This window comes from Pseudomonas sp. FP2309 (assembly GCF_030687575.1).
Taxonomy (GTDB): domain Bacteria; phylum Pseudomonadota; class Gammaproteobacteria; order Pseudomonadales; family Pseudomonadaceae; genus Aquipseudomonas.
In genome coordinates this window covers 411973-438784 of the sequence record NZ_CP117439.1, presented here as the reverse complement: position 1 = coordinate 438784, position 26812 = coordinate 411973, and the positions used below count along the sequence as shown (strand labels likewise).

General features: G+C 61.6%; 23 protein-coding genes. 1 reads left to right on the top strand and 22 read right to left on the bottom strand.

Annotated elements, in window-relative coordinates:
* Positions 1-12: 12 nt before the first annotated feature.
* The 21 genes from PSH59_RS01895 to hutC all read right to left on the bottom strand — a co-directional run bounded on the left by PSH59_RS01895 (position 13) and on the right by hutC (position 24664).
* A complete protein-coding gene (locus tag PSH59_RS01895; RefSeq protein WP_248077083.1) occupies positions 13-747 on the bottom strand; it encodes an amino acid ABC transporter ATP-binding protein in 735 nt (244 codons plus the stop codon).
* Positions 740-1699 (bottom strand): amino acid ABC transporter permease, encoded by a 960-nt coding sequence (locus PSH59_RS01890; RefSeq protein WP_305394169.1) that lies wholly within the window; start codon positions 1697-1699, stop codon positions 740-742. The genes PSH59_RS01895 and PSH59_RS01890 overlap by 8 nt, the downstream gene beginning before the upstream one ends.
* 138 nt (positions 1700-1837) lie before the next feature.
* Positions 1838-2635 (bottom strand): transporter substrate-binding domain-containing protein, encoded by a 798-nt coding sequence (locus PSH59_RS01885; RefSeq protein ID WP_248077079.1) that lies wholly within the window; start codon positions 2633-2635, stop codon positions 1838-1840.
* Between the two features lie 185 nt (positions 2636-2820).
* Positions 2821-3621, bottom strand: a complete 801-nt coding sequence (locus PSH59_RS01880; protein WP_305394168.1) for a transporter substrate-binding domain-containing protein — start codon at positions 3619-3621, stop codon at positions 2821-2823.
* 187 nt (positions 3622-3808) lie between these two features.
* Entirely contained in the window at positions 3809-6379 is a 2571-nt protein-coding gene (mdoH, locus tag PSH59_RS01875; protein ID WP_248077075.1) for a glucans biosynthesis glucosyltransferase MdoH, read from the bottom strand.
* Positions 6372-8051, bottom strand: coding sequence for a glucan biosynthesis protein G (locus PSH59_RS01870; protein WP_248077713.1), 1680 nt, complete (start codon positions 8049-8051; stop codon positions 6372-6374). Before PSH59_RS01870 ends, mdoH begins: the two co-directional genes overlap by 8 nt.
* 323 nt (positions 8052-8374) lie before the next feature.
* Complete coding sequence (dtd, locus tag PSH59_RS01865; protein WP_248077073.1) at positions 8375-8812, bottom strand: D-aminoacyl-tRNA deacylase; 438 nt, start codon at positions 8810-8812, stop codon at positions 8375-8377.
* A complete protein-coding gene (pip, locus tag PSH59_RS01860; protein ID WP_305394166.1) occupies positions 8809-9780 on the bottom strand; it encodes a prolyl aminopeptidase in 972 nt (323 codons plus the stop codon). Before pip ends, dtd begins: the two co-directional genes overlap by 4 nt.
* Positions 9781-9883: 103 nt before the next feature.
* Positions 9884-10813, bottom strand: a complete 930-nt coding sequence (locus PSH59_RS01855) for an alpha/beta hydrolase (protein WP_305394165.1) — start codon at positions 10811-10813, stop codon at positions 9884-9886.
* A 52-nt stretch (positions 10814-10865) separates the two neighbouring features.
* Positions 10866-11813, bottom strand: a complete 948-nt coding sequence (locus PSH59_RS01850) for a choline ABC transporter substrate-binding protein (protein ID WP_305394164.1) — start codon at positions 11811-11813, stop codon at positions 10866-10868.
* Between the two features lie 139 nt (positions 11814-11952).
* Positions 11953-12753: an N-formylglutamate deformylase gene (hutG, locus tag PSH59_RS01845; RefSeq protein WP_305394163.1), complete on the bottom strand. Its 801-nt coding sequence runs from the start codon at positions 12751-12753 to the stop codon at positions 11953-11955.
* Between the two features lie 11 nt (positions 12754-12764).
* Positions 12765-13970, bottom strand: coding sequence for an imidazolonepropionase (gene hutI, locus PSH59_RS01840; protein ID WP_305394162.1), 1206 nt, complete (start codon positions 13968-13970; stop codon positions 12765-12767).
* A 14-nt stretch (positions 13971-13984) separates the two neighbouring features.
* Entirely contained in the window at positions 13985-15517 is a 1533-nt protein-coding gene (hutH, locus tag PSH59_RS01835) for a histidine ammonia-lyase (protein ID WP_248077056.1), read from the bottom strand.
* Between the two features lie 31 nt (positions 15518-15548).
* Positions 15549-17057, bottom strand: a complete 1509-nt coding sequence (gene hutH, locus PSH59_RS01830; protein ID WP_305394161.1) for a histidine ammonia-lyase — start codon at positions 17055-17057, stop codon at positions 15549-15551.
* A gap of 51 nt (positions 17058-17108) precedes the next feature.
* Positions 17109-17933: a glycine betaine/L-proline ABC transporter ATP-binding protein gene (locus PSH59_RS01825; protein WP_248077049.1), complete on the bottom strand. Its 825-nt coding sequence runs from the start codon at positions 17931-17933 to the stop codon at positions 17109-17111.
* Complete coding sequence (locus tag PSH59_RS01820; RefSeq protein WP_248077046.1) at positions 17930-18781, bottom strand: proline/glycine betaine ABC transporter permease; 852 nt, start codon at positions 18779-18781, stop codon at positions 17930-17932. The genes PSH59_RS01825 and PSH59_RS01820 overlap by 4 nt, the downstream gene beginning before the upstream one ends.
* Positions 18782-18852: 71 nt before the next feature.
* Positions 18853-19818 (bottom strand): ABC transporter substrate-binding protein, encoded by a 966-nt coding sequence (locus PSH59_RS01815; protein WP_248077041.1) that lies wholly within the window; start codon positions 19816-19818, stop codon positions 18853-18855.
* A 68-nt stretch (positions 19819-19886) separates the two neighbouring features.
* On the bottom strand, positions 19887-21359 hold the full coding sequence (locus tag PSH59_RS01810) for a cytosine permease (RefSeq protein WP_305394160.1): 1473 nt from the start codon (positions 21357-21359) through the stop codon (positions 19887-19889).
* 43 nt (positions 21360-21402) lie between these two features.
* Positions 21403-23073, bottom strand: a complete 1671-nt coding sequence (hutU, locus tag PSH59_RS01805) for a urocanate hydratase (protein WP_305394159.1) — start codon at positions 23071-23073, stop codon at positions 21403-21405.
* 323 nt (positions 23074-23396) lie between these two features.
* On the bottom strand, positions 23397-23957 hold the full coding sequence (locus tag PSH59_RS01800; protein ID WP_305394158.1) for a HutD family protein: 561 nt from the start codon (positions 23955-23957) through the stop codon (positions 23397-23399).
* Positions 23954-24664, bottom strand: coding sequence for a histidine utilization repressor (gene hutC / locus PSH59_RS01795; protein ID WP_370694405.1), 711 nt, complete (start codon positions 24662-24664; stop codon positions 23954-23956). Before hutC ends, PSH59_RS01800 begins: the two co-directional genes overlap by 4 nt.
* Positions 24665-24811: 147 nt before the next feature.
* Between hutC and PSH59_RS01790 the strand changes: the two genes are divergently transcribed.
* Positions 24812-26176, top strand: a complete 1365-nt coding sequence (locus tag PSH59_RS01790; RefSeq protein WP_305394157.1) for a formimidoylglutamate deiminase — start codon at positions 24812-24814, stop codon at positions 26174-26176.
* 54 nt (positions 26177-26230) lie between these two features.
* On the opposite strand, the gene PSH59_RS01785 is transcribed toward PSH59_RS01790, so the two are convergent.
* The gene (locus tag PSH59_RS01785) at positions 26231-26800 is read right to left on the bottom strand and encodes a lipocalin family protein (protein ID WP_032890161.1); all 570 of its coding nucleotides are present in this window, start codon (positions 26798-26800) and stop codon (positions 26231-26233) included.
* Positions 26801-26812 lie beyond the last annotated feature (12 nt).

Here is a 26812-nt window from a genome sequence, read left to right as displayed (position 1 = left end):
GATCCGGTGGGCTTACAGCACCTGACGCAGGAACGCCTGGGCACGCGGGTCTTTCGGTGCATCGAAGAACTCGGCCGGAGCGGCGTCTTCAAGCAACTTGCCATGGTCGAAGAACAGCACCCGGTCAGCCACTTCGCGGGCAAAACCCATCTCGTGGGTGACGCAGACCATGGTCATGCCTTCAAGGGCGAGGGTTTTCATAACGTCCAGCACCTCGCCGACCATCTCCGGGTCGAGGGCCGAGGTCGGCTCGTCGAACAGCATCACCTTGGGCTCCATCGCCAGGGCGCGGGCAATGGCGACCCGCTGCTGCTGGCCACCGGACAGGCGCGAGGGGAACTCGTTGGCCTTCTGTGCAATACCGACCTTTTCCAGCAGCGCCAGGGCCTTGGCTTCGCGCTCTTGTTTACCGCGCTTGCGCACGACCTTTTGCGCCAGGCACAGGTTTTCCAGCACGGTCATATGAGGGAACAGGTTGAAATGCTGGAACACCATGCCGACTTCGCGGCGATAGGCGTTCACATCGGTTTTCGGATCAGCCAGTTGCAGGCCGTCGATGCTCACCGAGCCCGAGTCGAAGTCTTCCAGGCCATTGAGGCAGCGCAGGAAGGTGGACTTGCCGGAGCCGGACGGGCCGATCACCACCAGCACTTCGCCCTTGGCCACCTGAGTGCTCACGTGGTCCACCGCGCGCACCACCTGGCCACGGGTGTCGAAGACTTTTACCAAATCGCGCACTTCAATCACTTTGGGCGAGCCTCCGCTCAAGCCGACTGGCCATTTTCGACAGCGGCAGGTTGATCAGCAGGTACAGGCCTGCCACGCAGAACAGGATTTCAAACGGCGAAAACGAGGTGGTGATCACTTCGCGGCCACTTTTGAGCAGTTCGGTAATCGCAATCACCGACACCAGCGAGGTGTCCTTTACCAGGCTGATAAATTGCCCGGCCAACGGCGGCAGCACGCGCTTGAACGCCTGCGGCAACACCACATGCCGCATCGACTGGCTGGCACTCAGGCCCAGGGAGCGAGCGGCTTCGTTTTGACCACGGGTGATGGACTGCACGCCGGCACGCACGATTTCTGCCACATAAGCACCGGTGAACAGCGACAGCGCGGCGATCCCGGCGAACTCGCGGGACAGGTTGAGCACCGTGCCGATAAAGAAATAGAAAATGAAGATCTGCACCAACAATGGCGTGCCGCGCACCAACTCGACGTAGATCGTCGACAGGTCGCGCAAGGTCGGGTTGCTGGACAGACGGCACAGACCGGTGGCCAGACCAATCGCCAGGCCAAGGATGCCGGACACCACCGACAGCCACAGCGTGGTCCACAAGCCCCACATCAACGGTCCCAGCGCCCAGTGGCGGTTCACCCCAATCACATCGCCTTCGGCCACGTCATCGCCACGCGCCACTTGCAGGCTGTTGTCGGCGACGGTCACCCGTTGTTCGGCACCGGCGTCATTGCGCAGGGTCACTTCGGCCACTTCACCCTTGCGCACCAACTCAATGACGGTGGAGATATCCGCCGCGCGCTGGGCTTCTTCGGCCTGGTAGGCGAAGTACTGCGGTACACGGTTCCAGCGCCATTCGTAGGACATCAGCGACGTGGCGTAGTACAAGGCGCCAGCCAGACCGACCAGCACAACCACGGTCAGCAGGTGCCAGGGCCATTGGGCTTTTTTCTGTTTCATTTCACTTTCCGGGAGAGGTGTCGCCTGACAGGCCTTCATCGGGGGCAGGCCCACTCCCACAGTTGAACGCATTTCAACGTGAGAGGGGCGATGCGACGGTTCGACTTGCACCCAATGGAGTCGACTCGGTGTCAGCCCTTATTCCATGTCCTTGAGCCACTCGGAGCTCTTGAACCACTTGTCATGGATGCGATCGTAGGTGCCGTCGTTCTTGATCTGGTGCAGGAAATTGTTGATGAAGTTGATGCTGTCGTAATCGCCTTTCTTCAGGCCGAACGCCAATGGCTCAAAGGTGAAGGGTTCGTCGAGAAACACCAGCTTGCCGTTACCGACTTTCTTTTCCGCCACCACGTTGTATGGCGCGTCATACACAAAGGCATCAGCCTTGCCGTTGACCACATCCAGCACGCCTTCCTGCTCGTTGTCGTAGCCGTGGTACTTGGCTTTGGCGATCAGCTTCTTGGCAACCATTTCACCAGTGGTGCCGAGCTTGGAAGTCAGGCGGTACTTCTCGTCGTTCAGGTCTTTGTAGGACTTGATGGTGCCTTCCAACTCCTTGCGGATCAGCAGGGTCTGGCCGACCACAATGAAGGGTTCGCTGAAGTTCAGGCGCAGGTTGCGCTCCTGGGTCAGGGTCATGCCGCTGCCGATCATGTCGAACTTGCCGGTCAGGAAGGCCGGGATGATGCCGTCATAGCCGGTGGAGACCAGCTCCAGCTTGACGCCCATGGACTTGGCCATGGCCTTGAGGATGTCGACTTCAAAACCGATGATGTCACCGCGTTTGTCTGTCATTTCGAACGGCATGTAGGTCGGGTCCATGCCGACCTTGAGCGTGCCGCGCTTGACCGCATCATCGATGGCCCCAGCCTGGGCGGCATTGGCCGCCACCAGCGCGGTGACGCCCAGCAGCAGCATCGAAAGATACTTTTTCATCATCAGGTCCCCTGAACGGTTCTTATAAGGTCGGTGCGCAAAAGGGCTGCACCCAGTCGGGGTGCGATGCTAACCCACTCGTCTCCTGTCACAAAGGTTTCACGGGTAATTGTTATCGGCGTATGTCGGAAAAGCCTCGCGCCCGCGCACGCAGCAAGGGATTGATGTGTAAGCAGTTATGACTTTCAGTCGATTTCCGCCAGCCACGCGGTGTCCTTGAACCAACGGTCATGCAGGCGATCATAGGTGCCGTCCTGGGCCACCTGATTGAGAAAATGGTTGATCCAGTTGAGGCTGTCGAAATCGCCTTTTTTGACGCCGAACGCCAGGGGCTCGAAGGTGAACGGCTGCTCCAGCAACAGCAACGCACTGTTCTCCGGCCGGCTCATGGCGATCAGGTTGTACGGCGCATCGTGGATAAACGCGTCGGCCTTGCCTTGTACGACCTGGCGCACGCCCTCTTCCGGCGTGGCAAAGCTGCTCAGCCGAGCCGCCCCCAAAAACCGCTGCGCGGCGGCTTCGCCGGTGGTGCCTTCGCTGGCGACGATGCGGTAGCTGGCGTCGTCCAGGTCTTCAACACTGGTGACCTTGCCGGCCAGGCTGGGGTGCAGCAGCACGGTCTGGCCGACCACGATAAAGGCATCGCTGAAGTTCAGCTTGAGATTGCGCTCCTGGGTGACCGTCATGCCGCTGCCGATCATGTCGAATTTTTTCGCCTGCAACCCCGATAACAACTCGGTGTAGGGCACAGCAACCAGTTCAAGCTCAACCCCCAGGGCCTGGCTCATCACCTTGAGCAAGTCGATTTCGAAGCCAACGATGCGCCCCTGTTTATCGGTCATTTCGAACGGCACATAGGTCGGCGTGGTGCCGACTTTGAGCACACCCCGGCGCACCGCGTCGTCAATCGCTCCCGCGTGCGCAACCCCGGCAAGTACCCACGCCACAACGCCCATCAGCCAGGCCGAGCAATACCTTTTGATCATGAGTCCCCCAGTGATCGAGTCGAATGAGGGGGGCGATCCTACTCCAGTCGCAGGCAGGCAAAAACGCCTCGGACGAGGGTCTTTTGTTTCGAAATAACAAGGGGTCAGGGATATTCGGAAGAGGTGCGAAACGCCGTAGGACCAGCGCTTGGAACACCCCCGAGGTGAGCCCTCGGGGGTGTCTGAATCAGGCCGGCTGGGCCTGAGACGACAGCGGTTGCAGCGGCAGCAACGGCGCGTGTGGATCGGCTTTGATCGAGTCACGCCAAGCGGCCAGCCACTCGGCATGCCCCTCGCTCCAGACCTGCTCGTGGAGGCGCGCCAGGGCGACCGGGTCACTGAGCAAGGCCACGCGTTCAGCGTTGTTGAGGCCGGCAGGACCGACTTTCAACGCGTGACGAACACGTTCGGTACGCAGGTATTCAATCGGCTCGGCCTCACGGTGACGCGAGGTCGCCAGGGCACACGCCAGGGCGTTCTGCTGCGGGTCCACCACCGAACGCACGAACCCATCGTTAAGGGCATGCCAACGGTTTTCGTGGGTGTACTTCTCCGTCGACAGCAGCGCTTGCGGCGGGTTGTACTCCTCAGGGATCAGGAACAGGCTCTCGTCGCGAGACTTGAGGCCCAGGTTCACACGGCTGGAGATCACCGATACCGGGATCGACAACATCAGCGAACCGACGATCGGCACCAGCCACCACAGGAAGCTGGGGTTCAACCACACCACCAGCAAGGCCCAGAGGAAGCCCAGCAACGTCTGGGTGCCGTGACGTTTGAACGCCTCGCCCCAGGTGGTCGAGTCGTCGTCACGCTTGGGCGAGTTCCAGGTCGCGGCCCAGCCGAGGAACGCGGCGAGGACGAAACGGGTGTGGAAAATCATCCGCACAGGCGCCAGCAGCATGGAGAACAGCATCTCCAGGAGCATCGACATGGTCACCTTGAACTTGCCGCCGAACTCTTTCGCGCCCTTGGCCCAGATCAGGATGATGCTGAGCAACTTGGGCAGGAACAGCAGCACGATGGTGGTGGAGAACAGCGCCACCGCCTTGTCCGGATGCCATTGTGGCCACAGCGGGTACAACTGGCGCGGCGCCATGAAGTACTGCGGCTCCATCAGGGTGTTCACCGCCAGCAGGGCCGTGGACAGCACCAGAAACAGGAACCACAACGGCGCCGAGAGGTACGACATCACGCCGGTCAGGAACACCGCACGGTGCACCGGGTGCATGCCCTTGACCAGGAACAGGCGGAAGTTCATCAGGTTACCGTGGCACCAGCGACGGTCGCGCTTGAGTTCATCAAGCAGGTTCGGCGGCAGTTCTTCGTAGCTGCCCGGCAGGTCGTAGGCGATCCAAACGCCCCAGCCGGCACGGCGCATCAGCGCCGCTTCAACGAAGTCGTGGGACAGGATAGACCCGGCGAACGCACCTTTACCCGGCAATGGCGCCAGGGCGCAGTGCTCGATAAACGGCTTCATGCGGATGATCGCGTTGTGACCCCAGTAGTGGGATTCACCCAGTTGCCAGAAGTGCAGGCCAGCGGTGAACAGCGGGCCATACACACGGGTGGCGAACTGCTGCATGCGCGCATACAGGGTGTCCATGCCCGACGCACGCGGCGCAGTCTGGATAATCCCGGCATCCGGCGTGGCTTCCATCAAGCGCACCAGGCTGGTCAGGCATTCGCCGCTCATCACCGAGTCAGCGTCGAGCACCACCATGTACTTGTATTCACCGCCCCAACGACGGCAGAAGTCGTCGAGGTTGCCGCTCTTGCGCTTTACGCGACGACGGCGACGGCGATAGAAAATCTTGCCGAAACCACCGGCCTCACGGCACACGTCCAGCCAGGCTTGCTGTTCGGCGATGCAGATGTCGGCGTCGTTACTGTCGCTGAGCACGAAAAAGTCGAAGCGGTCCAGGTCACCTGTGGCCGCTACCGATTCAAACGTTGCGCGCAAACCGGCGAATACACGCGGCACGTCTTCGTTGCAGATCGGCATGACCAACGCGGTGCGGGCATCTTTCGGAATCGCCTCGTTGCCGGCACTTTTACCGGAGATCCGGTATTTATCGTGGCCGGTCAGCAGCTCAAGGAAGCCCATCAAGGCGGTCCAGAAGCCCGCCGAAACCCAGCAGAACAAGATACCGAACATGATCAGGATGCTGGTTTGCAGGGCGTACGGCAGCACCTGAGTGGCGGTTTGCAGCAGGGTTTGGTTGCGGATTTCGTCGAAGTCGACCAGCGACCAGCCCTGGTACGGCATGATGCCTTTCATGTACCAGCCAGCCACGATGGTCTGGCCAAGCATCAGCACCAGCAGGATGTAACGACGGATAGAACCCACGGTACGCCAGCGCGCGGCCGGCAGTACACGTTCATCCTTCGGCGGTGCCGGTGGGTTGCTGCGACCGGTGATACGGCGCCAGCCGCGCACCAGGATATTGGTGCGCCACGGCTCCGGTACCACGCGAGTGCGACGAATCGGCGGCGTGGCCTTGAGGCACACGCGACCGCCGGCGTCGAGCCCCAGCATTTCGGCGTCTTGCAGCTCTTCGGCCGTGCTGAGGTTCAACCGGCTGCCGACCGACGCCTGGGCGGCGTCGATGGGCGCATCGAAGGTCTTGGACGACAACCGTTCGTGCAACTCGCTGAAGGAGGTGCAGCCCGCCAGTTCGGCGCGCTGCTCAGCGGTCATCGGCAGGTGCGCCAGATACTCGGTCAGAGTCTCTGGCCGGGCTTGAGAATTACTCATCGGCAGGCAACTGATAGCTCCAGGTTTCGGTCAGGACTTGCTCAGTCTTGATCGGCTCCGGTGTGGCTGGGGCAGCTTCCGGCTGCTTGGCTTCCTTGTCCTTGGCGTCTTTCTTGGCCTGTTTTTCATGTTGCTTGGCCAAAACCTTGTCAGCCTTCAGCACTTGGGTCGAGACTTTCTCGGGCTCAGCCTGAGGAATGTCTTGCACCAGGGCCGCACGCATTTCGGTCGGTTTGCCCGCGTCCTTGATCTTCAGACGCAGCGTCAGGCGCCAGCCTTTGGTGTGTTCGTTGTAACGCACGCTGTTTTCTACGAGTTCAGCGTTGTCACCCACGCTCACCTGGCTGCGCACCGGGGCGTCCGGCAGCAGTTTCTTCAGGGACGGGCCCTCGAAGTCCACCAGATAAGCCACGCTGCCGTCCGGCTGACGGATCAGGTTGGATTGCTTGACGTCACCCGTGGAACGCAGGGTCTGCTTGACCCAGGCGCTGTCCGGCGAGTGGAACGCAGCGTCGTCCAGGGTCCAGTGCAGGCGGTAGGCGACTTCCAGTGGCTCACCGACTTTAGGCAGCTCGGCCGGGCTCCAGAAGGCAACGATGTTGTCGTTGGTTTCATCGGCGGTCGGGATCTCGACCAGGTCGACGGAACCCTTGCCCCAGTCGCCCTCAGGCTCGATCCAGGCGCTTGGGCGCTTGTCGTAGTTGTCGTCCAGGTCTTCGTAGTGGCTGAAGTTGCGACCTCGTTGCAGCAGGCCGAACCCCCGTGGGTTTTCCACGGTGAAGTTGCTGACCGACAGGTGTTTCGGGTTGTTCAGTGGGCGCCAGATCCACTCGCCGTTACCGGCATGGATCGACAGGCCGCTGGAGTCGTGCAGTTCACGACGGTAGTTGAGCACCTTGGACGGCTGGTTAGCGCCGAACAGGAACATGCTGGTCAGTGGGGCAACGCCCAGCTTGCTGACCTTGTCACGCAGGAACATCTGGGACTTCACATCGACGACGGTGTCGGTGCCCGGACGCAGGATCAGACGATAGGCGCCGGTCGCACGGGGCGAATCCAGCAGCGCAAAGATCACCAGGTGCTTGTCGCCCGGCTTTGGACGTTCGATCCAGAACTCGGTGAAACGCGGGAACTCTTCGCCGGACGGCAACGCCGTGTCGATCGCCATGCCACGGGCGGACAGGCCGTAAACCTGGTCCTTGCCGACGACGCGGAAATAGCTCGCGCCGAGCATGGTCATGATTTCGTCTTGCTTGTCGTTCTTGTTGATCGGGTACAGCACACGGAAACCGGCATAACCCAGTTGCTCGGTGGCTTTAGGATCAAACTTCACGTCGCCGAAGTCGAAACGCGACGGGTCGTATTTGATTTCATGCACGCTGTCGGCGGTCACTTCGTTGATTTTCACCGGTGTATCGAAATGCATACCCTGGTGATAGAAGGACAGCTTGAACGGGGTGTTCTGATCGGCCCATTCGGCTTTTTCGTTACGGAAACGAATCTTCTGGTAGTCCGCGAACTTCATCTCACGGAATTCGTTCGGCAGATTGCTGCGCGGAGCTTCGTATTTCTGCCCGGCCAGCTCTTTTGCCTTGGCCGACACATCATCCAGACTGAATGCCCACAGTTGACCCGCGCCGAACAGGCAAAACAGGGCCGAGCCCGTTACCAGTGCGTTTCGTAACCGTTTGGCAGACAATTTTGGTGCATTACAGGGACTAACAATCACGAGCAACCCTCGCCGAAAACAGATCAAAAAACCAACGGCCAGCTATCTATATGCCAGGTTGGCGAGCATTGTTCCGACTCCCCTGGGTCAAAATGATTCCCCAATGGTTGTCGGACAAGTCTCTACCTAAGTCAAAAATGGACCAAACAACGCTGATCCCCGTAGCGCGCGATTATCTAGTAGCCCGCGAGACAACGCATCAGGGGCAACGAAGTATTTGTAGCGAAATCCTGCGTTTCAGGCATTAAAAGTCGTTTTTAATACATTCATGTCTGTAACAGAAAGGTCACAGGGCCATCATTGACCAAATGTACCTGCATATCTGCGCCAAAACGTCCCGACGCCACCTTGCCATGGGATTGTTGCGCTTGTAACAGCAGGTGGTCGAAAAGCGCTGCTCCAAGGGCTGGCGGGGCTGCTGTCGAGAAGCTTGGCCGCAGACCGCTTTTGGTGTCCGCCGCCAACGTGAACTGCGACACCAGCAGCAAACCGCCGCCGATGTCCTTGAGCGACAGGTTCATCTTGCCTTCGTCGTCGCTGAATACCCGATAGTTGAGCAACTTGTGCAGCAACTTATCGGCGCTTTCAGGCGTATCTGAAGGCTCGACCGCCACCAGCACCAGCAAACCCTGATCAATCGAGCCGACAACCTCGCCCGCCACCTCGACGCGGGCGCCACGCACCCGTTGCAACAAACCCTTCATGCTTCTTCTGGCGGTAGATCAAGCAGGCGCCGTGCCATCTCGCTGGTCGCACGCACCAACGCATCGGTGATGCCCGGCTCCGAAGCCGCATGGCCTGCTTCACGAATTACCTGCAGCTCACTGTTGGGCCAGGCCTGATGCAGTTCCCAAGCGTTATCCAGCGGGCAGATCATATCGTAGCGGCCGTGGATGATTACGCCAGGCAAATGGGCAATCTTGTGCATATCGCGGATCAGTTGGTTGGGCTCCAGGAAAGAATTGTTGGTGAAGTAATGGCACTCGATACGCGCAATGGACAAGGCCCGTTGCGGCTCGGAAAAACGCTCCACGTGCTGCGGGCTCGGACACAGGCCCAGCATGCGCCCTTCCCAGCCGGACCAGGCTTTGGCCGCGTGCATCTGGGCGATCTGGTCATTGCCGGTGAGGCGCTTGTGGTAGGCCGCGATCATGTCGTGGCGCTCGTCGGCAGGGATCGGCGCGATGTAATCCTGCCAGTAATCCGGGAACAGGCGGCTGGCGCCGGCCTGGTAGAACCATTCGATATCCTGCGGGCGCGCCAGGAAAATGCCGCGCACGATCAAACCCAGCACACGCTCGGGGTGGGTCTGCGCGTAGGCCAGGGCCAGCGTCGAGCCCCAGGAACCGCCAAACAGCACCCATTTGTCGATGCCCAGATGCTCGCGAATGCGCTCCATATCGGCGACGAGGTCCCAGGTCGTGTTGTTTTCCAGGCTGGCCCGGGGGGTGGAACGCCCGCAACCGCGCTGGTCGAAGGTGACAATGTGATAGAGGTTCGGATCGAAGTAGCAGCGGCTCTGGGCATCGCACCCTGCACCAGGGCCACCGTGGATGAATACAACGGGCAAACCATCGGGGGAGCCACTTTCATCGACGTACAGCGTGTGGGTTTCATCGACGGCCAGATCGTGCCGGGCGTAGGGTTTGATCTGCGGGTACCAAGTCTGCATTGCGCGCTCCGTAGGGGTTCGGGTTCATCCCTGGGGGGACGTCTTTTATTGTGCCGTCTGGCACTATAAACCCGAATTGTGCAATGAGCATGTCCTTGCGCACTTAGACCTGTGTCAGCCCTTCGCCCTTAAGGTAATCGAGCAGGTAGTCGTAGAGTCGATCCACCTCTACCACTTGACCCCGCGCCCGCAAACAACCGTGGACCAGGCCTTTTCCTGGATAAAGCAGCGTACTCACGCCTGCCGCTTGCAGGCGCTCGGCGTAGAGCATGCCGTCGTCGCGCAGGGGATCGAACTGGGCCACGGCGATAAACGCCTGCGGCAAACCGTTGTAATCCTCCGCCAGCAGGGGCATGGCATAGGGGGACGGCCGGCCCGACTCGCCCAGGTACAGCGCCAGGTAGGTGGCCGTGTCGGCCGTGCTGAGCAGCGGCGCATCCCGGCAGTCCTGGCGTGAGGGCAGATCCGCCGGGCCACCCAGGCCTGGGTAAATCAATACCTGGGCGCGGGGCAGTGGCTGGCCGTCGTCGCGCAGGCCCAGGCACAAGGCGGCGGCCAGGTTGCCGCCGGCACTGTCGCCCATCACGACCAGACGTTGCAGGTTGATGGCATGCGGCCCCTGCCCTGCCTGGATCGCCCGCCACACAGCGCGACAATCGTCGTACGCTGCCGGGAATGGGTGTTCCGGTGCAAGGCGGTAGTCAATGGCGATCACCAGCACGTTCAGGGCACTGGCCAGTTCGAAGCAGATGAAATCGTGGGAATCCAGCCCGCCAACCACCCAACCGCCGCCGTGCATATAAACAAGGCACGGCCAGCCTTCGGCCGGGGTGGGCGATGCGGGGTGATAACTGCGCACGCCTACGCCACCGAGGGAAAAGTCCGAAACTCGCAGGCCTTCTGGTTTCGGCGGGGTGAATGCCTGGCACATGCGCGCGTAGTGTTGACGCAGCCCGGCCAGCGACACGTCGTCGCTGCTGAAGGATTCGGTCTTTTGGACGAAAGCGGCAAGCTGCGCAGAAATGGCGTACATGCACGAACACCTTGAAAAAGCGGGATATCAACGGTGGGAGTTTTCCTTTGGCTCAAGGTTTAAGGCTGGCCTGCACCGCTGCCACACCCTCTTTGCCGTCAAACGTGGTCACCCCGGCCAGCCAACGCTGCAGATCCTCGGGATGATCGCGCAACCATTGTTTGGCCACCTCCTGGGGCGATTTGCGCTCCATGATCGGCACCATCAACTGGCTTTCCTGAGCGGCGGTGAAGGTGAGATTCTCCAACAATCGATTGGCATTCGGGCAACGCTCGGCGAAGTCCGGCGCGGTGACGGTGGAGACCGTGGCGCGGCCTTCGTTGGGGCCGAACACATCTTCACTGCCGGTGAGATAGGTCATGTGCATATTGATGTTCATCGGGTGCGGGGTCCAACCGACGAACACGACGAACTCCTTGCGGTTCACCGCGCGCTGCACGGCCGCGAGCATCCCGGCTTCACCGGAGGCCACCAGCTTGAAACCACCCAGGCCGAAGTGGTTGGTGTCGATCATTTTCTGGATATCGGTATTGGCACCGCTGCCGGGCTCGATGCCATAAATCTTGCCGCCCAGTTGCTGCTTGAAGCGGGCGATGTCGGCGAAGGTCTTCAGGCCAGCGTCGGCCACGTATTGCGGCACCGCCAGGGTCGCCTGAGCGTCGGCAAGGCTCGGCGTGTCGAGCACCTTGAGTTGTTTGGCGGCGAGGAACGGCGCGATGTTGTTGTCCATGGCCGGCTTCCAGTAGCCAAGGAAGATATCCAGGCGCTTGTCGCGGATGCCGGCAAAGATGATCTGCTGCACGGCGTTGGTTTGCTTGCTGTCGTAGCCCGGGCCAGTGAGCAGCACGTCGGCCATGCCGGAGGTGGCGACCACGTCGGTCCAACTGACCACGCCCATGCGCACGGTTTTGCAGGAGGCCGGCTCGGCGGCCAGGGCTTGCGCGCTGAGCAGCGCGGCGCCGGTGAGGGTCAACAGGTAACGGTTGAACAGTCTTTTCATGAAAGAGGTCTCACTCGGCAGTTTTTATTGTGGGAGATGGCGTCTGGTGCGCCGTATCCACAACCTTACCCAGCGAGGCCCCTTCAAAAGCGACCTGTGGCGACCGGCAATTGCACTGCTGCGACTGTCCGGCCGGCAACTAGCGGTAGTGCTTTCGCCCCCAGGCCAAAAAGCCTTCCAGCAATTGCCTCAACACCACCTGCGTCGGCCCGGCCAGGTCCGGCCTATAACGGAACGGCGCAACCTCTTCCATATAGGTGCTCTGGCACAACTCCAACTGCACCGCGTGAATATCCTGCGCCGGGTTGCCGTAATGCCGGGTGATATGGCCGCCCTTGAAGCGCCCGTTGAGTACATGGCTGTACTGCGGATGGTCAGCGCAGATCGCCTCCAACTGGCTGGCCAGTTCAGGGTCGCACGCGGCACCGTTGAAGGTGCCGAGGTTGAAGTCCGGCAGCTTGCCCTCGAACAGATGCGGGATCACCGAACGGATCGAGTGTGCATCGAACAGCAACGCATAGCCGAACTCGGCCTTGAGCCGCGCCAGCTCTTCTTGCAGGGCGCGGTGATACGGGCCCCAGATCTTTTGCAGGTAGGTCACGCGCTCTTCTTCGGTCGGCACCTGACCGTCGCGAAACAGCGGGACCCCATCGAACAATGTCTCCGGGTAAAGACCGGTGGTGGCGCCTGCATAGAGCGGCTTGTTATCGGAGGGTCGGTTCAGGTCGATGACAAACCGCGAGTACTCGGCCGCAAGGGTGCTGGCGCCCAGTTCCTCGGCAAAGTCATACAGCATCGGAATGTGCCAGTCGGTATCCGGCAGGCCTTGCGCCTCGGGGATCAACCCTGCCTCGACCGCAGGTGTGAGGCGCAGGCCGGCGTGGGGCATGCTGATCAACAGCGGCGTGCTGCCTTGTTTGAAGTTCAGAACCTTATCCACAGCATTACTCCTTATACGGTGACGTCGACGCCATGGCGCACGACGCGTTTATCCAGCTCGCCGCCGAGCCAGTAAGCCAGGTCGGCGGGGCGATCGATCTGCCAGGCGACAAAATCGGCGACCTTGCCCACTTCCAGCGAGCCATGGGTGGCGCCCATGCCCAACGCGGTGGCGGCGTGTGTGGTGGCGCCCGCCAAGGCTTCTTCCGGGGTCATGCGGAACAAGGTGCACGCCATGTTCAACATCAGGCGCACCGAGAGGGCCGGCGAGGTGCCGGGGTTGAGGTCGCTGGCGATGGCGATCTTCACCCCGTGTTTGCGCAACGCGTCCATGGGCGGCAATTGGGTTTCACGCAAGAAGTAAAACGCCCCCGGCAACAGCACGGCGACGGTGCCGGCAGCGGCCATGGCGATAGCGTCTTCTTCGGTCATGAACTCCAAGTGGTCTGCCGACAGCGCCTGGTACCGCGCGGCCAGGCTGGAGCCGTGCAGCGACGACAGCTGCTCGGCATGCAGCTTCACCGGCAGGCCAAGTTGCCGCGCCACTTTAAATACCCGCTCCACCTGCTCGGTGGAGAACGCCAGGTATTCGCAGAACGCATCCACCGCATCCACCAGCCCCTCCGCCGCCAACGCCGGCAGCATCTCGTTGCAGATGTGCTCGATGTACTCGTCAGCGCGGTCCTTGTACTCGGGCGGCAACGCATGGGCCGCCAGGCAGGTGGCACGCACGCTCACCGGCAGCGCTTCGCCCAGGCGCCGGGCCACGCGCAGCATCTTGCGTTCGTTGGCCAGGTCCAGGCCATAACCGGACTTGATCTCCACGCTCGTCACACCGTCACGCAGCAGGCTGCGCAGGCGCTTTTCAGCGCTGGCAAACAGTTCATCTTCGGACGCCGCACGGGTGGCGCGCACGGTGCTGGCAATACCGCCGCCGCTAGCGGCGATCTCGGCATAGCTCACGCCTTGAAGACGTTGTTCGAACTCGCCGCTGCGGTTGCCACCAAACACCGTATGGGTGTGGCAGTCGATCAGTCCAGGCGTGACCCACGCGCCCCGCAGGTCATGCACATGGACGTAATCCGCCGTCGGCACAGCGCTGCGCGGGCCGATCCACTCGATGAGCGCACCGGTGGTCACCATGGCCGCATCCTCGATGATCGAGTAGTTGCCGCCGGCCATGGTTGCGACGTGGCAGTGTTGCCAAAGCGTTTTCATCAATGCCTCCTCAGTTACAGGCTCGGCAGCAACGTGGCCGGCACCAGTTCATTCAGGCAGCGGCTGGCGAGCAGTTCGCTGGCGGCGATGATGTCGGGGGCGAAGAAGCGGTCCTTGTCATAAAACGCCACTTTGTCGCGCAACATACCGCGGGCTTTTTCGAGGGTGGGTGAGGTCTTCAGGCCTTCGCGCAGGTCCAGGCCCTGGCACGCGGCCAGCCATTCCACGGCGAGGATGCCACGGGTGTTTTCAGCCATTTCCCACAGACGCTTGCCTGCAGCGGGGGCCATGGACACGTGGTCTTCCTGGTTGGCGGACGTGGGCAGGCTGTCGACGCTATGGGGATGGGCCAGCGCCTTGTTTTCGCTGGCGAGCGCGGCGGCGGTTACCTGGGCGATCATGAAGCCGGAGTTCACACCGCCATTGCCCACCAGGAACGGCGGTAGTTGCGACATGTGCTTGTCCATCATCAACGAGATGCGGCGCTCACTCAGGGAGCCGATTTCGGCGATGGCCAGGGCCATGTTGTCGGCGGCCATCGCCACCGGTTCGGCGTGGAAGTTGCCACCGGAAATCACGTCGCCTTCGGCGGCAAATACCAGCGGGTTGTCCGACACGGCGTTGGCCTCTACCTCCAGCACTTCAGCGGCCTGGCGGAACTGAGTCAGGCATGCGCCCATGACTTGGGGCTGGCAACGCAGCGAGTACGGGTCTTGCACCTTGTCGCAGTTCTGGTGCGACTGCGACACCTGGCTGCTTTCGCCCAGCAGGTCGCGGTAGGCCGCCGCCGCGTCGATCTGCCCACGCTGGCCGCGTGCCGCATGGATACGCGCGTCGAACGGCGAGCGCGAGCCGAGCACCGCTTCCACGGTCAGGCCACCGCAGGCCAATGCGCCGGCGAACAAGTCTTCACCTTCGAACAGGCCACGCAGGGCATAGGCCGTGGAAACCTGTGTGCCGTTGAGCAGCGCCAGGCCTTCTTTCGCGGCAAGGGTCAGCGGCGCGAGGCCGGCGATTTTCAGCGCGGCGGTCGCGTCCAGCCATTCACCTTTGTAACGCGCCTTGCCTTCGCCCAGCAGCACCAGGGACATGTGGGCCAATGGCGCCAAGTCACCGGATGCGCCCACCGAACCTTTGAGCGGAATGTGGGGGTACACCTCGGCATTGATCAGCGCGATCAGCGCGTCGATCACCTGGCGACGAATCCCCGAGAACCCACGGCTCAGGCTGTTGACCTTGAGCACCATGACCAGCCGCACCAGCGCGTCACTGATCGGCTCACCGACGCCGGCGGCGTGGGACAACACCAGGGAACGCTGGAGGTTTTCCAGGTCTTCGCTGGCGATGCGGGTCGAGGCCAGCAGGCCAAAACCGGTGTTGATGCCATAGGCGGTGCGGTTCTCGGCGAGAATCTGCTCCACACAGGCAACACTGGCGTCGATCTGCGCCGTGGCGCTGTCATCCAGACTGAGGGTCACCGGCTGCTGGTAGATGGCGCGCAGTTGGGCAAGGCTCAGTTGGCCTGGAATCAGATTTAGCGCAGTCACATTCGTACTCCTTGTGAATTATTTTCAGTGTTCAGTGCAAAGTCGGTAAGACAGTGTCTTTGAGCAATCTGGCGGCGGTCGCAATATCCGGCGCCAGCCAGCGGTCCTGCTCGTAGGCGGGAACCACATTACGCAGCAAACGCCAGGCCCTGTCGGTGCCTGCGCCGAAGCGTTGATCCTTCAAGAATTCAAATGCCTGGGCCGCCAGCAGATACTCGATGGCGAGGATCTGGGTAACGTTGGCCAGCAGCTGGTGCAGCTTGAGCGCCGCGTTGGTGCCCATGCTCAGGTGGTCTTCCTGCAGGCCCGAGGTAACGAAATTGTCGAGCACCGCCGGTTGCGCCAATTGGCGGTTCTGGCCGCACAGAGACGCCGCGACGTACTGCACGATCATCATTCCGGAATTGACCCCTGGGTTGCTCACCAGAAACGCCGGCAAGCCGCTGACGTGGGGGTTGATCAGGCGGTCCAGGCGGCGCTCGGCCACCGAGCCGATTTCGGCCATGGCGATGGCGAGCAGGTCGGCGGCCATGGCCACGGACTGGCCGTGCGGATTGGCCTGGGACACCACGCGGTATTGGTCCGGGGTGCCGAGCACCAGCGGGTTGTCGGTGGCGCTGTTGAGCTCGGTCTCGATCTGGCGCGTGGCGTGCTCCACCTGGTCGCGCGCGGCGCCGTGGATCTGCGGGATCGAGCGAATGCTCAACGCGTCTTGGGTGCGGATGCCCTTGCTGCTGGCGATCACTTCACTGCCGTCGAGCAATGCCCGCAGGTTGATGCCGACCTTCTGCATGCCCGGGTGCGGCTTGAGCGCGATGATGGCTTCGTCGAATGCGTCGATCTGACCACGCTGGGCCTCAAAACTCATGGCGCCGATCACGTCGGCCCATTGCAGCAGGTGATGGGCATCGGCCAGGGCCAGGCAGCTCAGGCCGGTCATGCACGGCGTGCCATTGACCAGACACAGGCCGTCTTTCGCGCCGAGTACCACGGGCTGCAAACCTTCGGCCTGCAGCGCCGCTTGCGCCGTCACGACCTGGCCGCGATAGCTCACGGTGCCAACGCCCAGCAGGGCCACGCCGACGTGGGCCATGTGGGTCAGGTAACCCACCGACCCCTGGGACGGCACTTGCGGGGTGATGCCATGGTTGAGCAGCGCCAGCAATGCGCGCACCACCTGCGGATGCAGGCCGGATTTGCCGTGGCTGTAGTTGATCACGGCGGCGCAGATGATTGCGCGGGTCTGCTCATCACTCAGCACCGGGCCGACGCCGCAGGCATGGCTGAGCAAGGTATTGCGCGACAGCTGGCTCAGTTGCTCACCCTCGAGCGACACATTGCACAGCGCGCCCAGGCCGGTGTTCACCCCATAGGCGCGCTCACCGCTGGTGACGATGCGCTGCACGATGGCTTGGGCATTGTCGATCCGCGCCCAGGCCTGGTCCGAGAGTTCAAGGGCTGCGCCATGGCGAGCCACGGCGACCACGTCCTGCCAGCGCAGGGGGGTGTCGGCGATGATGATTGTTGCTGCCTGGGACATCTTCATACCTTCTTGAATACGTTTACCGCATTACCGGCCACAAAACCCGGGTCAGACCACCGCCGCGCGCCGCTGAACAAACCGATCCACGTACTCATCCGCCGGCGAGTGCAGGATCTCGCGCGGCGTGCCGACCTGGATCAGCCTGCCGTCCTTGAGAATCGCAATGCGGTTGCCGATGCGCACGGCCTCGTCGAGGTCGTGGGTGATAAACACGATGGTCTTGTGCAGGGTCTTTTGCAGCTCCAGCAACTGGTCCTGCATCTCGGCGCGGATCAGCGGGTCGAGGGCGCTGAACGCTTCGTCCATCAGGATGATATCGGTATCGGCCGCCAGGGCGCGGGCCAGGCCGACGCGTTGGCGCATGCCGCCGGAGAGTTGGTGCGGGTATTTGTTTTCGTAGCCCTTCAGGCCCACGGTCTCGATCCAGTGCAGCGCACGTTCGGCGCACACTTGCTTGGTTTCGCCCCGCACCTTGAGGCCGTAGGCCACGTTGTCGAGCACGGTCTTGTGGGGCAGCAAGCCGAAGCTCTGGAACACCATGCTGATCTTGTGGCGGCGGAACTGGCGCAAGGCGTCCATGTCCAGTTGCAGTATGTCTTCGCCGTCCACCAGGATCGCGCCGCTGGTGGGGTCGATCAGCCGGTTGAAGTGACGCACCAGGGTGGATTTGCCGGAGCCCGACAGGCCCATGATCACGAAGATCTCACCGGTGGCGATGCTCAGGGACAGGTCGTTCACGCCGACCACACAACCGGTTTCGGCCAGCACCTGGTCTTTGGTCTTGCCCTGGCCAACCAGCGCCAGCGCTTCCCTGGAACGGTTGCCGAAGATCTTGAAGACGTTTTTAACTTCGATTTTGCTGACAGTAGTCATTTGCTCGCCTCATGCCGTGGACGACCGTAGGCCTGGGTAATGCGGTCGATGACCACGGCGAGAATCACGATGGCCAGCCCGGCCTCAAGGCCTCGGCCGACGTTGAGGGTCTGGATGCCGACCAGTACGTCTTCACCCAGGCCACGGGCGCCGATCATCGAGGCGATCACCACCATCGACAACGCCATCATGGTGGTCTGGTTGATACCGGCCATGATGCTGGGCAGCGCCAGAGGCAGTTGCACGCCGAACAGTTGTTGCCAGCGGTTGGCACCGAAGGCGTTGATGGCTTCCATGACTTCGCCATCGACCTGGCGAATGCCCAGGTCGGTCAGACGAATCAGCGGCGGCGCCGCGTAGATCACCGTGGCGAAAATCGCCGGCACTTTGCCCAGGCCGAACAGCATCAGCACCGGGATCAGGTACACGAAGCTGGGCATGGTCTGCATGATGTCGAGCAGTGGCATCAGCACCGAACGCAGGCGATTGCTGCGCGCCGAGAGAATGCCCAACGGAATGCCGATCAGCACCGAAATCACCGTGGCCACCATCATCAGGGCCAGGGTTTGCATCAGCTTGTCCCACAGCCCAACCGCCCCCACCAGGAACAGCAGGCCGACGATCACGACGGTGGTCACCACCTTGCGTGTGGCGTGCCAGGCAATGCCGGCGACGATAGCCAGCATCAACCACCACGGCGCTGCGCGCAGCAGGCCTTCGAGGTTGACGATGGCCCACAGCAGGGTGTCGGAAATCTGCCGGAACACATCGCCGTAGTTGGTGACCAGTGAATCCACCCAACCGTTGACCCAGTCGGCAATGGAAAACGTAAAACTCTCAGGAAACATAGCGTGCTCTCGATCCAGTGGGTTGTGGCCAAGCACCCGGCCACCCTACAGGGTAGCCGGGCGCACTTGACCTACAAGGCCGCGTCGATTTTCTTGGCGGCGTCTTCACTGACCCAGGCGTGCCAGACTTCAGGATGTTCCTTGAGGAAAATCTTCGCCAGTTTCGGCGATTCAATCCGCTCCTTGGCCATGCGCCCCAGGTTCTGGTTCAACAGGTCGATGGGCAGGTTGACCTTTTCGAACACGGTCACCAGTTCCGGCGCTTGCTCATGGAAGGCCTTGGACAGGCCGACCTTGATGCTCACGGTCTTGTCCACACCGGGCTTTTCTTCAAGCTTCACCAGGTCGACCTGGCCCATCAGCGGGGTTGGCGACCAGTAGTAGAACAGGATCGGCTCGCCACGCTTGTAGCTCGACAGCACCGCCGCATCCAGCGCCGGGCCGGTGCCTGGGCGGAAGTTGGTGTAGCTGCTTTCCAGGCCGTAGCTTTTGAGCATCTCGCTGTTGTCCAGCTCGCAGGTCCAGCCGGCCGGGCAGTTGTAGAAACGGCCCTTGGAGGGTTCTTCCGGGTCCTTGAACACGGCGGCGTACTTGGCCAGGTCGGCGATGTTTTTCAGGTCCGGCGCCTTGGCGGCCAGCTTGCGCTTGGCGTCGCCTTCGATCACGTAGCGCGGCACGTACCAGCCTTCGATAGCGCCCACCACCGGCGCGCCTACGCCGACGACTTTGCCGGCCTTCTCGGCCTTGTTCCAGACTTCGCTGCGGCCGACCCATTCTTCGGCGAACACTTGGATGTCATTGCTGCTCAGGGCGTTTTCCATGGTGATGGAGTTACCCGGCAAGCTGTCGGTTTTGCAGTCGTAGCCTTTTTCCAGAACGGTTTGCAGGATGTCGGTGAGCAGCATGCCGCTCTCCCAGTTCAGGCCTGCGAATTTCACCGGTTTACCCGACTCGCACCAGCCGGCCGCATAGGCGCCGCTGCTGGCAAGCAAGCCTGCCGAGAACAACGTGGTCAGCAGGGTCTTATTCATTTTCATTGTGTGACGCTCCCAATCATGAAATGGATTACGGCAGTCAAAAGGCATCCTGCCCTGTCCACGTCCCGTCAGGCCTGCGCCGCAGCGCGACCGGCTCTGCTTGTTTTGGTGGGTACAACGCTGTCCTGCTCGAGCGGCAGAATCAGTTGATCGGGCACGCTGGCGTGCCATTTTTTTGCGCACACGTAATACAGGGCTGCGGGTAGCACCAGGCCGATGATCCAGGAGATATCCACGCCGCCCAGCACGTCCACCAGCGGGCCGGTGTAGAACTTGGTGGAGATGAACGGCAACTGCACCAGCACGCCGAACACATACACGCTGATCCCAAGCGGGTTCCAGCGGCCGTAGCGCCCGTTTGGATCGGACAACGCCGGTACGTCATAGCGCTCACGGGTGATGCAGTAGAAGTCCACCAGATTGATCGCGCTCCAAGGCGTAAAGAACGCCAGCAGGAACAAAATGAAGGATTTGAACGCACCGAGGAACGAATGCTGGCCCAGCAGCGCGATCAGCGTTGCGGTGCCGACGATGAGCAACACAAACACCAGGCGCTGCAGGCGTGATACCTGCAAGTGCCCGCGAAAGCCGCTGATGATGGTGGCAATGCACATGAAGCTGCCGTAGGAGTTCAGCGTCGAGATGGTGACCTTGCCGAATGCGATGCTGAAATACAGCAGCGCAGCGGCGGCACCGCTCCCGCCCAACCCCACGATGTAGGCCACCTCATGGCCGGCGAATTTCCCGTTGGCCATGGCCGCGGCAAACACACCGAGGACCATCGCCACCTGCGCGCCAATCACCGAGCCGGCGCCGGCGGCGAGGAAGGTTTTCACCGACGAGGTGCTGCTCGGCAAGTAGCGTGAATAGTCAGCCACATAAGGGCCAAAGGCGATCTGCCAGGAGGCCGCGAGCGACACCGCGAGCAAAAAGCTGCCCCAACTGAAATGGCGGATTTGCAACAAGGCGCCGATGTCAGCCTGGCCCACCAGGCGCATAAACAGGTAAACGAAGGCAATCACGCCAATGACGCTGGCGACGCGGCCGATAAAGTGGATCACCCGATAACCCAACACCGTGACCAGCACGATGACACTGGCGAAGATCAGGATGCCGACGCTGTCGCTGACACTGAACAACTGGCCCAAGGCCTGGCCGGACAGGACGGTGCCCGTTGCCGTGAAGCCCAGGTACATCAGGCACACCAGCACCATCGGAATGGCCGCGCCATACACACCGAACTGCACACGGCTGGAGATCATCTGCGGCAAGCCCAGTTGCGGGCCCTGCGCGGCATGCAGCGCCATCACCGCGCCGCCCAGCAGTTGGCCGATCAACAGACCGATCAACGACCAGAACACATCACCGCCCAGCACCACGGCCAAGGCCCCGGTGACAATGGCCGTGATCTGCAGGTTGGCCCCCAGCCACAGGGTGAACTGGCTCAAGAGACGACCGTGTCTTTCCGCTTGCGGGATGTAGTCGATCGAACGTTTCTCGATCAACGGGGTGGTGCTTGCACGCGCGTCATTTGCAGCCATGTGTGTTCAACCTCTGGTGGATTGTTTTCAGGGTGGCGCAGGCTTACTTGATCATCGGCAGGTTCAGGCCCTGCTCTTTGGCACAGTCGATGGCGATCTGATAACCGGCGTCTGCGTGACGCATCACACCGGTGGCCGGGTCGTTGTGCAGCACGCGGGCAATACGCTCAGCCGCTTCGTCGGTACCGTCGCAGACGATGACCATGCCGGAGTGCTGGGAGAAGCCCATGCCGACGCCACCACCATGGTGCAACGAGACCCAGGTCGCGCCGCTGGCGGTGTTGAGCAAGGCGTTGAGCAACGGCCAATCGGACACGGCGTCGGAGCCATCCTGCATGGATTCGGTTTCGCGGTTCGGGCTGGCTACCGAGCCGGAATCAAGGTGGTCGCGACCGATGACCACGGGGGCCGACAGCTCGCCGCTGCGCACCATTTCGTTAAACGCCAGGCCCAGCTTGGCGCGCTGGCCCAGACCGACCCAGCAGATCCGCGCCGGCAGGCCCTGGAAGCTGATGCGCTCGCGCGCCATGTCCAGCCAGTTGTGCAGGTGAGCGTCGTCCGGGATCAGTTCTTTGACTTTGGCGTCGGTCTTGTAGATGTCTTGCGGGTCGCCGGACAGGGCCGCCCAACGGAACGGGCCAATGCCGCGGCAGAACAAGGGGCGGATATAGGCCGGTACAAAGCCAGGGAAGTCGAATGCGTTTTGCACGCCCTCTTCCTGGGCCATCTGACGGATGTTGTTGCCGTAGTCGAAGGTCGGGATGCCTTGTTTCTGGAATTCCAGCATGGCCTTGACGTGCACGGCCATCGACTGCTTGGCCGCCTTGATCACCGCAGCCGGTTCGGTCTTGGCGCGGGCGCGGTATTCGTCCCAGGTCCAGCCGGCCGGCAGGTAGCCGTTGAGCGGGTCGTGGGCGCTGGTCTGGTCGGTGACCATGTCCGGGCGCACGCCACGTTTGATCAGTTCCGGCAGGATTTCTGCGGCGTTACCCAACAAGGCGATGGAGATGGCCTTGCCTTCTTTTGTGTATTTATCGATGCGCGCCAGGGCGTCGTCGAGGTCGGTGGCTTGCTCGTCGACATAACGGCTGGCCAGGCGGAAATCGATGCTGACCTGCTGGCACTCGATGTTCAGCGAGCACGCACCGGCCAACGTGGCCGCCAGCGGCTGCGCGCCGCCCATGCCGCCGAGGCCGGCGGTGAGTACCCAGCGGCCTTTGAGGTTGCTGTCGTAGTGCTGGCGACCGGCTTCGACGAAGGTTTCGTATGTCCCCTGGACGATGCCTTGGCTGCCGATGTAGATCCAGCTGCCGGCGGTCATCTGGCCGTACATGGCCAGGCCCTTGGCATCCAGTTCGTTGAAGTGCTCCCAACTGGCCCAGTGCGGCACCAGGTTGGAGTTGGCGATCAGCACGCGCGGGGCGTTGCTGTGGGTCTTGAATACGCCAACCGGCTTGCCCGATTGCACCAGCAAGGTTTCGTCGTCGTTCAGGTTCGTGAGGCTTTCGACGATCTGGTCGTAGCACTCCCAGTTACGCGCGGCACGGCCGATGCCGCCGTACACCACCAGTTCCTTGGGGTTCTCGGCCACTTGCGGGTCGAGGTTGTTCATCAGCATGCGCAGCGGCGCTTCGGTCAGCCAGCTTTTGGCGGTGAGCGTGTTACCACGGGCGGCGCGGATTTCGACGTCACGGTATTTTGTAGGCTTGGTCACAACTCAGACTCCTCGGCGATCGATGCGCGAACAGGGATGGTGCGAAGAAGAGTCTTACGCACACATCTTTACTTGTATGTACAAGCATATGCAATCGAGCTGCCAACTCTAGAAGTCAGGCCTGCAGATTTTTTCCGAGGATGCGCAAAGGCCTTGAAAACACGGGCTTCGACGCTTGATGAAATTTCTTGCGCAGACGTTTTGCGACAAAGGGGATTTGTCGCGGCAGCGAAACTTTGCGTCACGCTGGGGCATTCGGTAACAAATTGGTGCGCAGGTTGGAAACAGCAAAACCAACTGTGGAGGGGTTGCCCTTCTGCCGTTTAACCGCGTGCGGTCAGCTCGATCAGGCAGCAGCGGCCGGTAACGCTGATATCCAACAAGCCGGTGTTACCGTCCACTTGCAGGCAATCGTGATGGCCGAGCGTGTGGTCCAGCACCTTCACCTCATCGGCAACACTGAACACCAGCACGGTCTGCGCCGAGCTGAAAAACCGCTGTACACCATCCACCCACTGCAAGCGCGCGTGGTAGCGCTGGGGCGAATAGATCAGGTTGAAATCGCGAATCGCCCCTGCGATCAGGCGGCACGCCACCTGACTGTCACCCTTGAAGGCGAACGGTTGCAGCGGTAACAGGCCGCGTTGCTCTTCGCCGTCCACGGTCAGCACCATGCCCGCGCCCTGGATCACGGTGATCACACGCTGGTAGCCGGCAAAACTGGAAAAACCGCCCGACTCAGCAATGTCGGCAATCGACAAACGCCAGCCAAAGCCCTCCAGGCCGATGCCGGCGTCACGACTGATTTCTTCGGTGCTGCCCCCGCCGTTTTTCCATGGCATGCGTACGTAATCGGCGGCGCGCCAGACGGTGACTGCAGTCATTTACTGAACCGTCCTTCGAGGCTGTGGCGCGAACCGGGATGGATCAAGCGTGCAGCCGTCACCGGCTGGCGGCCGGACCAGGTGCGCCGGCGAATCAACAGGCACGGCTCGGTCGGCTCGATTTGCAGCAGTTTGCACTCGGCGGCGTCGGCGAGAATCGCTTCAACCACGTGCTCGCCCTCGGTCAACGGGGCCACCTGGTTCAGGTAGGCGTAAGGGGTTTGCAGGGTGAAGTCCTGCTGCAAGTATTCCGGGGCCACCAGGGCGTTGACGAAACGGTCCTCGATTTGCACGGGAATGTCGTTTTCGTAATGCACGATCAACGAATGGAAGACCCGCCCGCCTTCACGCATCTCCAGGGCCACGGCGCGCTCGGAACCGGCGGCTTCTTCGCCCAGGGTGATGACCTGGCAGGTATGCCGATGACCGCGGGAGGCGATTTCATCAGCAATGTTGTGCACTTCAAACAGCGCAGACTGGCTCTTGGGCTCGGCGACAAATGTGCCGACGCCTTGCATGCGCACCAGCAACCCTTCGGCCGTGAGCTCGCGCAAGGCGCGGTTGATGGTCATGCGGCTGAAGCCCAGTTCGCTGACCAGTTCGCTTTCCGACGGCACGCGGTAATGGGGCGGCCAGTTGCCGTTGAGAATTTGCTGGCTGATCATTTGTTTGACGCGGGCATACAAGGGCGCCGGACTTTCGTCCATGTGGGCAGCCAGCGAAGAGTTGGCGGGCGGAGTCGGCACAGGGAATCCTTGCAGGGGGAAAAGATGCATAGATTGCCGGAGTTTACCGAGCAGGCAAACGTCTGTATATGTATATACAAATAAACACACGACCGGGGTGCTCTGATCATGTCCGCTTTCTTTGCCGAACGCGCGCTGCTGCCTAGTGGATGGGCCAATGATGTACGTCTTGAAGTCAGCGTCGATGGTCGCCTGACACAGATGGTGGCCAATGCCAGCGCAGAGGGCGCAGAACGGCTGAGAGGCCCGGTTTTGGCGGGTATGCCAAACCTGCATTCGCACGCGTTCCAGCGCGCCATGGCAGGTTTGGCCGAAGTCGCGGGCAACCCCAATGACAGTTTCTGGACCTGGCGCGAGCTGATGTACCGCATGGTCGGCAAGATCAGCCCGGAGCAACTGCAGGTGATCGCACGTCAGCTGTATATCGAGATGCTCAAGGCCGGTTACACCTCGGTCGCCGAGTTTCACTACGTGCATCACGATGTCAGCGGCCAGCCGTACGCCGACCGCACGGAGCTGTCGCGCCAGATCAGCCAGGCGGCGGCCAGCAGCGGTATCGGCCTGACGTTGTTGCCGGTGCTCTACAGCCACGCAGGGTTTGGCGGCCAGGCACCCAATGACGGCCAGCGACGGTTTATCAACAGCACCGACCACTACCTGGACTTGCAAGCACGCCTGCAACCCATCCTGGCCGCGCAACCGGCGCAACAGTTGGGCCTGTGCTTCCACTCACTGCGCGCGGTCACGCCGCAACAGATCAATGAGGTGTTGGCCGCCAGCGACAAGGCCTGCCCGGTGCATATCCACATCGCCGAACAGCAAAAAGAAGTCGCTGACTGCCTGGCCTGGAGCGGCAAGCGCCCACTGCAATGGCTGTATGACAATGTCGAGGTGGATCAACGCTGGTGCCTGGTGCACGCCACCCACGCCGATGCCGACGAGGTTACGCGTATGGCCACAAGTCGTGCGATTGCAGGTCTGTGCCTGACCACCGAGGCCAACCTGGGCGACGGAATTTTCCCGGCAGTGGATTTTCTCGCCCAGGGCGGGCGCATGGGCATCGGCTCCGACAGCCATGTGTCATTGAGTGTGGTGGAAGAATTGCGTTGGCTGGAATACGGCCAGCGCCTGCGTGATCAGCGGCGCAACCGCCTGTATCGCAGCGACCAACCGATGGTCGGCCGTACGCTGTTCGATGCCGCGCTGGACGGCGGTGCGCAGGCGCTGGGTCAGCCTGTTGGTGGATTGGAAGTGGGCAAGCGTGCGGATTGGATCGTGCTGGACGGTAACGACCCTTACCTGGCGACGGCCACCGGAGATGGCATTCTCAACCGCTGGCTGTTCGCCGGCGGTGATCGGCAAGTGCGCGATGTGTTGGTCAACGGCAAGTGGGTGGTTCGCGATGGGCATCATGCCGGCGAGGAAGAAAGCAGCCAGGCGTTTACTGAAGTGTTGAAAGACTTACTCGGTTAACAATGCGGGAAGGGGCTTGCCCCCTCCCACAATTAGATCGGTGATAAGCCCGCGTTACTGCGAAGTCTTGGCCATCTGCTTGTCCGAGGTCCGGAAGATCAACCGCGTGGTGTCGTACCCCTGCTGTCGCGCCCGGCTCAACAGGTCTTCGCGCGTGTCGGCGCTCACCGTCGGGGTACGCGACAGGATCCACATATAACGGCGGCTCGGGCTGCCCACGATAGCGGTCTTGTAGTCATCGCTCACGTACAGCACCCAGTAATCGCCCTTGGCGACGCCCGGCAGCAGCGACGTAAACCAGTTATTGAACTCCACCCAAAGCTTGTCGGTTTTGCCAGGTACCTGCGGCGTGGCCGTGCCCTTGGCTTCTTCCCACTTCCATTCGGTGGTCAGGCAGCGGTTGAAGACCGACATGTCGCCGTCGGGCAGCAAGGTGTAGCGCGCTTCGGACTGCGCACAGTTGCGCTGAAAGTACATCGGCAATCTGGCCAACTCGTACCAGGTACCCTGGTAACGCTTGAGGTTGACGCTGCCGGCGGTCTTGGGTTGCAGATCATCGCCAGAATGGCTGGCGCAGCCCGCCAAAAACAGGCTGGCGCAAAGGAACAAAACAAAACGCATCATTCTTCTTCTCCC

What these genes read in the sequence shown, in the direction of transcription:
- hutC (WP_370694405.1), bottom strand. Translation starts at nt 24,664, where the DNA reads ATGGACGAAAGTCCGGCGCCCTTGTATGCCCGCGTCAAACAAATGATC.
- PSH59_RS01810 (WP_305394160.1), bottom strand. Translation starts at nt 21,359, where the DNA reads ATGGCTGCAAATGACGCGCGTGCAAGCACCACCCCGTTGATCGAGAAA.
- PSH59_RS01880 (WP_305394168.1), bottom strand. Translation starts at nt 3,621, where the DNA reads ATGATCAAAAGGTATTGCTCGGCCTGGCTGATGGGCGTTGTGGCGTGG.
- PSH59_RS01820 (WP_248077046.1), bottom strand. Translation starts at nt 18,781, where the DNA reads ATGTTTCCTGAGAGTTTTACGTTTTCCATTGCCGACTGGGTCAACGGT.
- PSH59_RS01890 (WP_305394169.1), bottom strand. Translation starts at nt 1,699, where the DNA reads ATGAAACAGAAAAAAGCCCAATGGCCCTGGCACCTGCTGACCGTGGTT.
- mdoH (WP_248077075.1), bottom strand. Translation starts at nt 6,379, where the DNA reads ATGAGTAATTCTCAAGCCCGGCCAGAGACTCTGACCGAGTATCTGGCG.
- PSH59_RS01785 (WP_032890161.1), bottom strand. Translation starts at nt 26,800, where the DNA reads ATGATGCGTTTTGTTTTGTTCCTTTGCGCCAGCCTGTTTTTGGCGGGC.
- hutI (WP_305394162.1), bottom strand. Translation starts at nt 13,970, where the DNA reads ATGAAAACGCTTTGGCAACACTGCCACGTCGCAACCATGGCCGGCGGC.
- PSH59_RS01825 (WP_248077049.1), bottom strand. Translation starts at nt 17,933, where the DNA reads ATGACTACTGTCAGCAAAATCGAAGTTAAAAACGTCTTCAAGATCTTC.
- PSH59_RS01800 (WP_305394158.1), bottom strand. Translation starts at nt 23,957, where the DNA reads ATGACTGCAGTCACCGTCTGGCGCGCCGCCGATTACGTACGCATGCCA.
- pip (WP_305394166.1), bottom strand. Translation starts at nt 9,780, where the DNA reads ATGCAGACTTGGTACCCGCAGATCAAACCCTACGCCCGGCACGATCTG.
- PSH59_RS01815 (WP_248077041.1), bottom strand. Translation starts at nt 19,818, where the DNA reads ATGAAAATGAATAAGACCCTGCTGACCACGTTGTTCTCGGCAGGCTTG.
- dtd (WP_248077073.1), bottom strand. Translation starts at nt 8,812, where the DNA reads ATGAAGGGTTTGTTGCAACGGGTGCGTGGCGCCCGCGTCGAGGTGGCG.
- PSH59_RS01855 (WP_305394165.1), bottom strand. Translation starts at nt 10,813, where the DNA reads ATGTACGCCATTTCTGCGCAGCTTGCCGCTTTCGTCCAAAAGACCGAA.
- PSH59_RS01885 (WP_248077079.1), bottom strand. Translation starts at nt 2,635, where the DNA reads ATGAAAAAGTATCTTTCGATGCTGCTGCTGGGCGTCACCGCGCTGGTG.
- hutH (WP_305394161.1), bottom strand. Translation starts at nt 17,057, where the DNA reads ATGTCCCAGGCAGCAACAATCATCATCGCCGACACCCCCCTGCGCTGG.
- PSH59_RS01850 (WP_305394164.1), bottom strand. Translation starts at nt 11,813, where the DNA reads ATGAAAAGACTGTTCAACCGTTACCTGTTGACCCTCACCGGCGCCGCG.
- PSH59_RS01790 (WP_305394157.1), top strand. Translation starts at nt 24,812, where the DNA reads ATGTCCGCTTTCTTTGCCGAACGCGCGCTGCTGCCTAGTGGATGGGCC.